Annotated in this window: 9 protein-coding genes and 1 pseudogene; 9 read left to right on the top strand and 1 reads right to left on the bottom strand. The window is 71.6% G+C overall.

Going from position 1 to position 12,216, the window contains the following annotated elements:
- From C1J00_RS27225 to C1J00_RS27215, 3 genes are all read left to right on the top strand, one after another.
- Positions 1–1,836: HelD family protein (locus C1J00_RS27225; protein ID WP_102911660.1), on the top strand; the 1,836-nt coding region annotated here is incomplete at its 5' end.
- A 331-nt stretch (positions 1,837–2,167) separates the two neighbouring features.
- A complete protein-coding gene (locus C1J00_RS27220; protein ID WP_102911659.1) occupies positions 2,168–3,601 on the top strand; it encodes an NAD-dependent malic enzyme in 1,434 nt (477 codons plus the stop codon).
- 330 nt (positions 3,602–3,931) lie between these two features.
- Positions 3,932–4,213, top strand: a complete 282-nt coding sequence (locus C1J00_RS27215; protein WP_003990598.1) for an HU family DNA-binding protein — start codon at positions 3,932–3,934, stop codon at positions 4,211–4,213.
- A gap of 153 nt (positions 4,214–4,366) precedes the next feature.
- On the opposite strand, the gene murA is transcribed toward C1J00_RS27215, so the two are convergent.
- Positions 4,367–5,707 carry a UDP-N-acetylglucosamine 1-carboxyvinyltransferase gene (gene murA, locus C1J00_RS27210; RefSeq protein ID WP_102911658.1) on the bottom strand — a complete coding sequence of 447 codons (1,341 nt, stop codon included), beginning with the start codon at positions 5,705–5,707 and terminating at the stop codon, positions 4,367–4,369.
- A gap of 253 nt (positions 5,708–5,960) precedes the next feature.
- Between murA and C1J00_RS27205 the strand changes: the two genes are divergently transcribed.
- The 6 genes and pseudogenes from C1J00_RS27205 to C1J00_RS47070 all read left to right on the top strand — a co-directional run.
- Positions 5,961–6,533, top strand: a complete 573-nt coding sequence (locus C1J00_RS27205) for a YqgE/AlgH family protein (RefSeq protein ID WP_180989719.1) — start codon at positions 5,961–5,963, stop codon at positions 6,531–6,533.
- A gap of 29 nt (positions 6,534–6,562) precedes the next feature.
- Entirely contained in the window at positions 6,563–6,838 is a 276-nt protein-coding gene (locus C1J00_RS27200) for a DUF3039 domain-containing protein (protein WP_033308193.1), read from the top strand.
- 210 nt (positions 6,839–7,048) lie between these two features.
- Complete coding sequence (locus tag C1J00_RS27195) at positions 7,049–7,894, top strand: carbohydrate ABC transporter permease (RefSeq protein ID WP_102911656.1); 846 nt, start codon at positions 7,049–7,051, stop codon at positions 7,892–7,894.
- A 1-nt stretch (position 7,895) separates the two neighbouring features.
- On the top strand, positions 7,896–9,518 hold the full coding sequence (locus tag C1J00_RS27190; RefSeq protein ID WP_102911655.1) for a beta-N-acetylhexosaminidase: 1,623 nt from the start codon (positions 7,896–7,898) through the stop codon (positions 9,516–9,518).
- 325 nt (positions 9,519–9,843) lie between these two features.
- The gene (locus C1J00_RS27185; RefSeq protein WP_102911654.1) at positions 9,844–10,737 is read left to right on the top strand and encodes an FAD binding domain-containing protein; all 894 of its coding nucleotides are present in this window, start codon (positions 9,844–9,846) and stop codon (positions 10,735–10,737) included.
- Positions 10,734–12,216, top strand: a pseudogene (locus C1J00_RS47070) (2Fe-2S iron-sulfur cluster-binding protein); the annotation flags it as partial. The gene C1J00_RS27185 and the pseudogene C1J00_RS47070, both read left to right, overlap by 4 nt.

The raw sequence follows: 12,216 nt of genomic DNA, 5'->3' as shown, positions 1-12,216 counted from the left end.
GCCCCCTTCTACCGCTCCACCCCGGTCGACCCCGGCCGTGTCGTCCGCCGCCGCGTCATCCGCTCCAAGGGCCGCCGGGTGCTGGGCGTCGAGGACGACCTGATGCGCCCCGAGCTGACGGCGTACCTCGATGGCGACGAGCTGCCCGTCATCGGCGACGGCGCCCTGATGGCCGCGCTCGGCCAGGCCCGCAGCCACACCATGCGCGACATCGTCGCCTCGATCCAGGCCGAGCAGGACCTGGTCATCCGCGCCCCCGCCGCCTCCGTGACCTACGTCGAGGGCGGTCCGGGCACCGGCAAGACCGCCGTCGCCCTGCACCGCGCCGCGTACCTCCTCTACCAGGACCGGCGCCGCTACGCGGGCGGCATCCTGATCGTCTCGCCGACCCCGCTGCTCGTCGCCTACACCGAGGGCGTGCTGCCCTCCCTCGGCGAGGAGGGCCAGGTCGCCATCCGTGCCATCGGCTCCCTGGTCGACGGCAGCGAGGCCACCCTCTACGACTCCCCGTCCGTGGCCCGCGCCAAGGGCTCCTCCCGCATGCTCAAGGTGCTGCGGAAGGCCGCGCGCGGCGCCCTGGAGCTGAACGACCCGCCGGCCCGGCTCCGCGTGGTGGCCTTCGGCCGCCGCCTGGAGCTGGAGGCCCGGGAGCTGGACGGCGTCCGCCGCTCCGCCCTGGGCGGCACCGCCCCCGTGAACCTGCTGCGCCCCCGCGCCCGCAAGCTCCTCCTGGACGCCCTGTGGGAACAGTCCGGCGCGGCGGGACGGCACACCGACCCCGAGCTCGCGGCCGAGCTGCGCTCCTCCTTCGACGAGGACATCACCTCCGAGGACGCCTTCATCGCCTTCCTCGACACCTGGTGGCCGGAGCTGACCCCGGCGGCCGTCCTGGACGCCATGGCCGACGAACGGCGTCTCGGCCGCTGGGCCCGCCGCATCCTCAACCCCGGCGAGGTCCGCAAGGTCGCCCGCTCGCTCAGGCGTGAGGGCCGCTCGGTGCACGACATCGCCCTGCTGGACGAGCTCCAGGCCGTCCTCGGCGCCCCGGCCCGCCCCCGCAGGAAGCGCGAACTCGACCCGCTCGACCAGCTCACCGGCCTGGACGAGCTGATGCCGGTGCGCGAGGAGTCGCAGCGCGAGCGCGCCGAACGCCTCGCGCAGGAACGCGTCGAGTACGCCCACGTCATCGTCGACGAGGCGCAGGACCTCACCCCGATGCAGTGGCGCATGGTCGGCCGCCGCGGCCGGCACGCCACCTGGACGGTCGTCGGCGACCCGGCCCAGTCCTCCTGGTCCGACCCGGACGAGGCGGCCCAGGCCCGCGACGAGGCCCTCGGCACCCGCCCCCGCCGCCGCTTCGAACTCACGGTGAACTACCGCAACCCGGCCGAGATCGCCGACCTGGCCTCGAAGGTCCTCGCCCTCGCCATGCCCGGCTCCGTGTCACCGAAAGCGGTCCGCTCCACCGGCGTGGAACCCCGCTTCACCGTCGTGGAGGACACGCTCGGCACGACCGTCCGCGACGAGGCGGCCCGGCTGCTGGACCGCGTCGACGGCACGGTCGGCGTGGTCGTCGCCATGCAGCGCCGCGAGGAGGCCCGCCGCTGGCTCACCGGGCTCGGTGACCGGGTCGTGGCGCTCGGCAGCCTGGAGGCGAAGGGCCTGGAGTACGACGCGACGGTCGTGGTCTCCCCGGCGGAGATCGCCGACGAGTCCCCGGCCGGCCTGCGGGTCCTCTACGTCGCGCTGACCCGGGCCACCCAGCAGCTGACGGTCGTCTCGACCGGCCGGGACGAGCCCGACGCGGCGGGAATCCCGGACCTGCTCAGGGACTGAGCGGGGTTACCCACTTGCCGGCGAAATGAACTCCCGGTACGGGAATGGCCTTACGGGATCTGTTTGTTAGCCTGGATGTGGCACCGGCCCGATCCAAGCCCCCGGGCCCAACCTTCGTCGCTACGAGCGACCACTTGCCGCGAGGCGAGCATGGCGGGTCGGTGCCACTCAACTGCGAAGAGACCCACGTCCACGTGACGTGGGTCTCTTTTTGTCGGCCCATTCCGCGAACAAAACGTTCGCAATCGAGGGCGGCTACCTGCTACTCAGCGGTAGGTGCGACGATCGGACGGCACAACTCAGCGTCAGGTGAAAGCAGAGGAAGTCGGCCATGGCAACGGCGCCCAGCGTCTCCTACTCGATGACGGTCCGGCTGGAGGTGCCCGCGAGTGGAACCGCCGTCTCGCAGCTCACCACCGCCGTGGAGTCCTCCGGAGGCTCGGTGACCGGCCTCGACGTCACCGCGTCCGGTCACGAGAAGCTCCGCATCGACGTCACCATCGCGGCGTCGTCGACCTCGCACGCGGACGAGATCGTCGAGGAACTCCGCGGCATCGAGGGCGTCACCCTGGGCAAGGTCTCGGACCGGACCTTCCTCATGCACCTCGGCGGCAAGATCGAGATGGCGTCCAAGCACCCCATCCGCAACCGTGACGACCTGTCCATGGTCTACACGCCGGGCGTCGCCCGCGTCTGCATGGCGATCGCCGAGAACCCCGAGGACGCCCGCCGCCTCACCATCAAGCGCAACTCCGTTGCGGTCGTGACGGACGGCTCCGCCGTGCTGGGCCTGGGCAACATCGGCCCGAAAGCCGCCCTGCCCGTGATGGAGGGCAAGGCCGCCCTCTTCAAGCGGTTCGCCGGCATCGACGCCTGGCCGATCTGCCTCGACACCCAGGACACCGACGCGATCGTCGAGATCGTCAAGGCGATCGCCCCGGGCTTCGCCGGCATCAACCTGGAGGACATCTCCGCGCCCCGCTGCTTCGAGATCGAGGCCCGGCTGCGCGAGGCCCTCGACATCCCCGTCTTCCACGACGACCAGCACGGCACCGCCATCGTCGTCCTCGCCGCGCTCACCAACGCACTTCGCGTCGCCGGCAAGTCCATGGAGAACATCCGGGTCGTCATGTCCGGCGCCGGCGCCGCCGGTACGGCCATCCTCAAACTGCTGCTCGCCGCAGGCGTCAAGAACGCCGTCGTCGCCGACATCCACGGCGTCGTGCACGCGGGCCGCGAGGACCTCGTGGACGCCGCCCCGGACTCGGCGCTGCGCTGGATCGCCGACAACACCAACCCCGAGGGCCTCACGGGCACCCTCAAGGAGGCCGTGCGCGGCGCCGACGTCTTCATCGGCGTCTCCGCCCCGAACGTCCTCGACGGCGACGACGTCTCCGCCATGGCCGACGGCGCGATCGTGTTCGCGCTCGCGAACCCGGACCCCGAGGTCGACCCGGCGATCGCCCGCGAGACCGCGGCCGTTGTCGCCACCGGCCGCTCGGACTTCCCGAACCAGATCAACAACGTGCTGGTCTTCCCGGGTGTCTTCCGCGGTCTGCTGGACGCGCAGTCCCGTACGGTCAACACCGAGATGATGCTGGCCGCCGCCAAGGCGCTGGCGGACGTGGTGACCGAGGACGAGCTGAACCCGAACTACATCATCCCGAGCGTCTTCAACGACAAGGTCGCGGGCGCCGTCGCGGGCGCCGTCCGGGAGGCCGCCAAGGCCGGCGGTGCGACGGCGGGCAGCACGTCCGGAGTCTGAGGACGAGGCCGGACCGGGCTCCCGGCGGGGCCCGGCATCGGACTGTGAGTAACCCCACGGCGGCCCGGAACCCGGCGCGTCGCAAGAACCCTGTCAGCAGCGCAGCTATCGTGGCGCCAGGCTCAGGCCCTTTTTTCGTGTGACTCCCCAAGGGTGTTCTCACGACTCCGGCGGGTGCCGGATTGGCTTTCCCGCCGCAGGTAGGGGCAGGATGCGTCCCTGGGCGCGAGGGTCTGACGACGGACCCGGGTCCGGGGACTCATCGAGGACCCTGGCAGCATCGGCTTCGATCTGACGCCTCAACGGCAAGATGAACACGGGAGTAACAACATGAACCGCAGTGAGCTGGTGGCCGCGCTGGCCGACCGCGCCGAGGTGACCCGCAAGGACGCCGACGCCGTGCTGGCCGCGTTCGCCGACGTCGTCGGCGACATCGTCTCCAAGGGCGACGAGAAGGTCACCATCCCCGGCTTCCTGACCTTCGAGCGCACCCACCGTGCCGCTCGCACCGCCCGCAACCCGCAGACCGGCGAGCCGATCCAGATCCCGGCCGGCTACAGCGTGAAGGTCTCCGCGGGCTCGAAGCTCAAGGAAGCGGCCAAGGGTAAGTAAGCGGCCCGTTGCGTGCGCCGTGGGCAACTGCGGGCCGCCTGTGGCTGGTCGCGCAGTTCCCCGCGCCCCTTTGGGGCGCGCCACGCAGAGCCGTATGAAATGCCGAGGGGCGGCCACCTGAAATCAGGTGGCCGCCCCTCGGCGTACCGGGGACTACCCGAGCGCCTTGCCGGGCAGTTCCACCTTCGCGCCCAGCTCCATGAGCTTCTCCATGAAGTTCTCGTAGCCGCGGTTGATCAGGCCGATGCCGTGGACACGGGACGTGCCCTGGGCCGCCAGTGCCGCGATGAGGTACGAGAAGCCGCCCCGCAGGTCGGGGATGACCAGGTCCGCGCCCTGGAGCCGGGTCGGGCCCGAGACGACCGCGGAGTGGAGGAAGTTGCGCTGGCCGAAGCGGCAGTTCGAGCCGCCCAGGCACTCGCGGTAGAGCTGGATGTGCGCGCCCATCTGGTTCAGCGCGGACGTGAAGCCGAGGCGGGACTCGTAGACCGTCTCGTGGACGATGGACAGGCCCGTGGCCTGCGTCAGGGCCACCACCAGCGGCTGCTGCCAGTCGGTCTGGAAGCCGGGGTGGACGTCCGTCTCCAGGGCGATGGACTTCAGAAGGCCGCCGGGGTGCCAGAAGCGGATGCCTTCGTCGTCGATCTCGAAGGCCCCGCCCACCTTCCGGAAGGTGTTCAGGAACGTCATCATCGAGCGCTGCTGCGCGCCGCGGACGTAGATGTTGCCCTCGGTCGCCAGCGCCGCCGACGCCCAGGACGCGGCCTCCAGCCGGTCCGACAGGGCGTGGTGGTTGTAGCCGCCGAGTTTGTCGACACCGGTGATGCGGATCGTCCGGTCGGTGTCCATCGCGATGATCGCGCCCATCTTCTGCAGCACGCAGATGAGGTCCTCGATCTCCGGCTCGACGGCCGCGTTGGACAGCTCCGTGACGCCCTCCGCGAGGACGGCCGTCAGCAGTACCTGCTCGGTCGCGCCGACGGACGGGTACGGCAGCCGGATCTTCGTGCCGCGCAGCCGCTGCGGCGCCTCCAGGTACTGGCCGTCGTCCCGCTTCTCGATGCGCGCGCCGAACTGGCGCAGCACGTCGAAGTGGAAGTCGATGGGCCGGCCGCCGATGTCACAGCCGCCGAGCCCGGGTATGAACGCGTGGCCGAGGCGGTGCAGCAGCGGGCCGCAGAACAGGATCGGGATACGGCTCGAACCGGCGTGGGCATCGATGTCAGCGACGTTGGCGCTCTCCACGCGCGTCGGATCCATCACGAGTTCGCCGGGCTCGTCACCCGGACGGACCGTCACACCGTGCAGCTGCAGCAGACCCCGTACGACCCGAACGTCGCGGATGTCCGGAACATTGCGCAGCCGGCTCGGAGCGCTGCCCAGCAGCGCTGCGACCATGGCCTTCGGTACGAGGTTCTTCGCACCGCGGACACGGATCTCGCCCTCCAGCGGGGTTCCGCCGTGGACAAGCAGGACATCGTCGTTGACGGTCATGAATCTCGCGTTCCATGGAGTCGGGCAGGGGCCAGGAGGGAAAGGGTAATCGCCCACCACCCCCCTTCCGTAAGCCTGAGTCAGACCCAGCCACGTCATAGCTTCGTCACAACACGAACCGTTCCGTGCCGGGCACATGGGGTCACGGCCGGTTTTCGTGCGCGTGGGGCGCATCGGTGCGCCCTGAGCTGCGTTCCCTCCCTGTGCCGTATTGCCTCCCCACGCGAAGGGAGAATGCGGGATCATGTCTGCCATGACCGAGGTGTCCTCGCTCACAGGGCGGTTGCTCGTGGCCACCCCCGCCCTGGCGGACCCCAACTTCGACCGTGCGGTGGTGCTGCTCCTCGACCACGACGAGGAGGGCTCCCTCGGTGTCGTCCTGAATCGCCCCACGCCGGTGGGCGTGGGCGACATCCTGGAGGGCTGGGGGGATCTCGCCGTGGAACCGGGTGTCGTGTTCCAGGGCGGCCCGGTGTCGCTGGACTCGGCTCTCGGGGTCGCGGTCGTTCCGGGCGGCGCGTCCGGCGAGACCGGCCCGCTGGGCTGGCGCCGGGTGCACGGCGCGATCGGTCTGGTCGACCTGGAGGCCCCGCCGGAGCTGCTGGCCTCCGCTCTCGGCTCCTTGCGGATCTTCGCCGGGTACGCCGGCTGGGGCCCGGGCCAGCTGGAGGACGAGCTGGTCGACGGCGCGTGGTACGTCGTCGAGTCGGAGCCCGGCGACGTCTCGTCCCCGTCCCCCGAGCGGCTCTGGCGGGAGGTGCTGCGCCGGCAGCGCAGTGAGCTGGCGATGGTCGCGACGTACCCGGACGACCCTTCGCTCAACTGATGCGTGTGAGCTTCAGTACCCTTGGCCCTATGAGCACTCTCGAGCCCGAGCGCGGGACTGGTACGGGGACCCTCGTTGAGCCGACGCCGCAGACCTCGCACGGTGACGGTGACCACGAGCGCTTCGCCCATTACGTCCAGAAGGACAAGATCATGGCGAGCGCCCTCGACGGCACCCCCGTCGTGGCGCTGTGCGGCAAGGTCTGGGTGCCGGGCCGCGACCCGAAGAAGTACCCCGTGTGTCCCATGTGCAAGGAGATCTACGAGTCCATGAGCTCCGGGGACGACGACAAGGGCGACAAGTAGGCCCGACTCGCGGGGCGTGAGGCCCCCAGGGTGCGTTTTGCGCGCCCTGGGGGTCTTTGTGCTGTCCGGGCGTTGCACGGGGTGCGTCTTCCGGTCACAGAGTGGTTGAGACCTCTTGTGGGCGTGTTCACGTAGTCCCTAGCCTCCGATGTGTTGTGCACAGCGAAACATTCATTGCGCATGTTGCAACACCTCCACGGAGGTAACCCGGTGAATCTTCTACGCGCCCGTGTGCGCCGCCCGGGCCGGCCGGCCGCCGAGACCTCCGCCCTGCTGATCGCCGTCGTCGTCGCCTTCCCCTTCTACTGGATGGTGCTCAGCGCCTTCAAACCGGCCGGGGAGATCGAGTCGAGCGAGCCCCGGCCGTGGACACTCGCGCCCTCCCCGGATTCCTTCCGGCGCGTCTTCGGGCAGCAGGAATTCGGCCGCTACTTCCTCAACAGCCTTCTCGTCGCCGGCTGTGTCGTGATCGCCTCCGCGCTCATCGCGTTTCTCGCCGCGACCGCCGTCACACGATTCCGCTTCCGCCTCCGGACCACCCTTCTGATCATGTTTCTGGTGGCCCAGATGGTGCCCGTGGAAGCCCTCACCATCCCCCTGTTCTTCCTCATGCGGGACGCCGGCCGGCTGAACACGCTGGGTTCGCTGATCCTGCCCCGCATCGCCTTCTCACTGCCCTTCGCGATCTGGATGCTCCGGGGGTTCGTGAAAGCCGTTCCGGAGGCCCTGGAGGAGGCCGCGTACATCGACGGGGCGACCCGGGCGCGATTCCTCTGGCAGATCCTTTTCCCGCTCGTCCTGCCAGGTCTCGTGGCCACCAGCGTGTTCTCGTTCATCTCCGCCTGGAACGACTTCCTGTTCGCCAAGTCGTTCATCATCAGCGACACCTCGCAGTCGACGCTGCCGATGGCCCTGCTCGTCTTCCACAAGCCCGACGACCCGGACTGGGGTGGCGTCATGGCCGCCTCCACGGTAATGACGATCCCGGTCCTGGTCTTCTTCGTACTCGTACAGCGCCGTCTGGTCTCCGGACTGGGCGGAGCGGTGAAGGACTGACGTGACCGAACTGATTCCGGCGCCCCGCAGCGCCGTCGCCGGTTCCGGCGAGGTGCGGCTGACGCGGCACTCCCGGCTCTGCTCCGACACCGGGACGGAGAACGTCGGCCAGTGGCTGGGCGCCGCCCTCCGGCAGGCCACCGGTCTGCCGCTGCGCGAGGGGCACGAGCCCGCCGACGCCGAGGGCGGCATCCGGCTGCGACTCGGCCCCGGGCTCGGCCGGGAGGAGTACCGCCTCGTCAGCGACGGGAACGGCGTCCTCATCGAGGGCGGCAGCGCGGCCGGTGTCTTCTGGGGCGCCCAGACGCTGCGCCAACTCCTCGGCCCGGAGGCGTACCGCAGGGCCCCGCTGGACCGCGACCGCGCCTGGACCGTGCCGTACCTCACCATCGAGGACGCCCCCCGGCTCCGCTGGCGCGGCCTGATGCTCGACGTGGCCCGGCACTTCATGTCCAAGGAAGGCGTGCTGCGTTACCTCGATCTGATGGCGGCGCACAAACTCAACGTCTTCCACTTCCATCTGACGGACGACCAGGGCTGGCGCATCGAGATCAAACGGCATCCGCGGCTGACCGGGACCGGCTCCTGGCGCGCCCGTACCAAAACCGGCCACCGGGCCTCGCCGTTGTGGGAGGACAAGCCGCACGGCGGCTACTACACCCAGGACGACATCCGGGAGATCGTCGCCTACGCCGCCGAGCGGCATATCACCGTCGTCCCCGAAATCGACGTACCGGGCCACTCGCAGGCCGCCATCGCCGCGTACCCGGAACTCGGCAACACCGACGTCATCGACACCACCGCCCTCTCCGTCTGGGACACCTGGGGAATCAACCCGAACGTACTCGCCCCCACTGACAGCACCCTGCGCTTCTACGAGGGCGTCTTCGAGGAGGTACTCGGGCTGTTCCCCTCGGAGTTCGTCCACGTCGGCGGCGACGAATGCCCCAAGGACCAGTGGCGGCGCTCGGGGACGGCCCAGGCGCGCATCAGGGAACTGGGGCTCGTGGACGAGGACGGACTCCAGTCCTGGTTCATCGGGCACTTCGACACCTGGCTCGCCGAGCGCGGCCGCCGGCTCATCGGCTGGGACGAGATCCTGGAAGGCGGGCAGGCCGAGGGTGCCGCCGTGTCCTCCTGGCGGGGCTACGCCGGAGGGATCGCCGCCGCCCGGGCCGGGCACGACGTCGTCATGTGCCCCGAGCAGCAGGTGTACCTGGACCACCGTCAGGACCCGGGCCCCGAGGAGCCGGTGCCGATCGGGTGGGTGCGCACCCTGGAGGACGTCTACCGGTTCGAGCCCGTTCCACCGGAGTTGACGCCCGAGGAGGCCCGGCACGTGCTGGGCACGCAGGCCAACCTGTGGACCGAGGTGATGGAGGACCCCGCGCGCGTGGACTATCAGGCCTTCCCCCGGCTCGTGGCCTTCGCGGAGGTCGCCTGGAGCACCCTGCCGCCCTCGGCCGAACGGGACTTCGCCGGCTTCGAGCGCAGGATGGCCGCCCACTACCGGCGGCTGGACGCCCTGGGGGTCGCCTACCGGCCCCCCACGGGCCCGCTGCCCTGGCAACAGCGCCCGGGAGTGCTGGGCCGCCCGATCGACGGCCTTCCGCCGACCCGGTAGGGCCTGCTGTCGCAAACGGTCCTGCCGTCCGTGGCGAGCGGTCCTGCCGTTCGTCGCGATCCGTCCTGCCGCCCGTCGCGACCGAACAGCTCGAACAGGCCACGGAAAAAGCGCACAAGGGTCACCGAAAGTGCCAATCGGCATGCACTGGTGAACCTGTGCGAAAACGGGCCATCTCGCCGGTGAGGTGGGCGAATGCCTCCTAGCGGACCCGTGTCCTCGGCTCTCGCCAAGATGTGCCAGAGTTGCCACGTCCGCCCTGTCAGCACGTACCGTACGGCAGCACAGGTGGGACCAGGTGGGGCAGCGGGAAGGGGCAGCCGGTTTGACCACGCACGCACCGCAGGCGGGGCAGGCCGTCACGCTGCCCACGACGCTGGACGAGGCCGTCGCGGCACTCACCGCCGTGCCCGCCGCCGTGCCCGTCGCGGGCGGCACCGACCTGATGGCCTCCGTCAACTCCGGGCAGCTCAGGCCCGCCGCGCTGGTGGGACTCGGCCGGATCAGCGAGATTCGCGGCTGGCAGTACCTGGACGGTCACGCGCTGCTCGGCGCGGGCCTCACGCACGCGCGCATGGGCCGCCCCGACTTCGCGGCCCTGATCCCGGCGCTCGCCGCCGCCGCGCGCGCCGCCGGCCCGCCGCACATCCGCAACGCAGGCACCCTGGGCGGCAACATCGCCTCGGCAGCCCCCACCGGGGACGCACTGCCGGTGCTGGCGGCCCTGGAGGCGACCCTGATCATCGCGGGCCCGGGCGGAGCCCGCCGGGAGATCCCGGTCTCGCACCTGCTGGCCGGGATGGACATGCTGCGCGCCGGCGAACTCATCGGCTACGTGCGCGTGCCGCTGCTGCACGCCCCGCAGGTCTTCCTGAAGGCGACCGGCCGGACCGGCCCGGGGCGTGCGGTGGCGTCCGTGGCCCTGGTCCTGGACCCCGCGCGCCGGGGTGTGCGCTGCGCGGTGGGCGCCATAGCGCCGATGGCGCTGCGGCCCCTGGAGGCCGAGCAGTGGGTCGCCGGCCTCATCGACTGGGACAACAACCGGGCGCTCGTCCCGGAGGCGCTGAACGCCTTCGGGGAGTACGTCGCCGCGGCCTGCATCCCCGACGCGGCGCCGGCCGAGGACGGCTCGGTCGCGCAGCTTCCGCCCGCCGTACTGCACCTGCGGCGCACCGTCGCCGCGCTGGCCCGACGAGCACTGGGGAGGGCGCTGTCGTGACCGACGACCAGCACGGAGAGGGCACGCCCCGGGGCGGCAGCCGCTGGGACCCGCTCCCCCAGGGCGAGTACGACGACGGCGCCACGGCCTTCGTCGAACTCCCCGAGGGTGGCGTCGATGCCCTGCTGGCGGCCGACAGCCCCCTGGCCGCGCCCGGCCACGGCTACGTACCGCCGCAGATAGCGGTCAGCCCCGCCCCGACGGCCGGCACCGACCCGGCGGCCACGGGCGCGTGGCCCGTGCCGGGCGCGCCGGTCGACGGGACGCAGTGGCACGACCCCAACGCGGGGCACCCGCAGCACGGACACGAGCACGGCGGGCACCAGCAGCAGGGCCACGACGTGCCCGAGCAGCCGTACGGCGGCTCCGACGCGCCGTACGACCCCGGGACGCCCTACGGCTCCGACGCGACGGCTCCGCAGCACGGCGACGACCGGTTCACGTACAACCCCGGGGCGACCGGGCAGTGGAACTTCGAGGAGACCGCGGCGGCCGGGGCCGCGCCCGGCCATGACGTGACCGGGCAGTGGTCGATCCCTGTCGCCGGGGGCGACCTTCCGGACGAGTCGGGCGAGTTCACCACGTCCTCCCTGGTCGAACAGTGGGGCGGCACCCCGCCGGCCACGCTGCCCGGCGGCGCGCCCGCGCCCTGGGCGACCCAGGCCGCGGGCCGGCCGTGGGGGCAGGACCCGCAGGACCCGCAGGACGTGCCCGGGCAGGAGGAGACCTACCCGGGCTACCCCCACGAGCACGGTCACGAGCAGGACCATGGTCACGGGCCGGACCGCGGGCACGAGCAGGACCACGGGCACGAGCAGGACCACGGCCACGGTCACGGACCGGACCACGCGCACGGGCAGGACCACGAGCAGGACCCCGCGCACGAGCAGGACCACGGGTACGGACCGCAGGGCGACGCCGGACCCGCCTCGGGACCCGCCTCCGGATTCGCACCGGAGCAGCAGGCCGCCGGGCCGCTGCCGCGGGAGGCGGGCCCGGGTGAGGCCGGACCCGGACATCCGCGGGACGCCCACGCGCAGGGAGCCCACGAGGACACCGGCGCCTCGCACCGGCCGGGGGAGTTCGGCCATGCGCCGGAGGCGTCCGGCACGGATCACGCGCCCCAGCCGTCGGAGTACGCGCCGGAGGAGCCCGGGGCGGCAGGTCGCACGGCGGAGCCGTCCCGTTTCGCCGACCAACGGGCCGACCACGGGCCCGACCACGCTTTCGAGCCCTCGGACTTCCCCGGCCAGGGACCGGAGGCGTCCGCCCCCGACGACTTCGCGCAGCGGTACCCCGAGGCCCCTGGCGCGTTCCACGGGGAGCCCGGGCCCGAGGTGCACCCGGAAGCCGCCGCGCTTCCGCGGGACGCCCAGGAAGCCTCACAGTCCGCTCCTGGCCCCGGTGAGCCCTCCGACCCCGGTGAGCCCTCCGACCCCGGTGAGCCCTCCGAGGACGACGCCTCCGGCGCCCCAGAGG

Source organism: Streptomyces cahuitamycinicus (assembly GCF_002891435.1).
In the GTDB taxonomy this organism is placed as follows: Bacteria; Actinomycetota; Actinomycetes; order Streptomycetales; family Streptomycetaceae; genus Streptomyces; species Streptomyces cahuitamycinicus.
The sequence above is the reverse complement of the archived record's forward strand: the minus strand, read 5'-3'. Positions and strand labels throughout refer to the sequence as shown.

Coding starts and splice junctions, on each gene's coding strand:
- C1J00_RS27220 (WP_102911659.1), top strand. CDS start 2,168: ATGGCAACGGCGCCCAGCGTCTCCTACTCGATGACGGTCCGGCTGGAG.
- C1J00_RS27215 (WP_003990598.1), top strand. CDS start 3,932: ATGAACCGCAGTGAGCTGGTGGCCGCGCTGGCCGACCGCGCCGAGGTG.
- murA (WP_102911658.1), bottom strand. CDS start 5,707: ATGACCGTCAACGACGATGTCCTGCTTGTCCACGGCGGAACCCCGCTG.
- C1J00_RS27205 (WP_180989719.1), top strand. CDS start 5,961: ATGACCGAGGTGTCCTCGCTCACAGGGCGGTTGCTCGTGGCCACCCCC.
- C1J00_RS27200 (WP_033308193.1), top strand. CDS start 6,563: ATGAGCACTCTCGAGCCCGAGCGCGGGACTGGTACGGGGACCCTCGTT.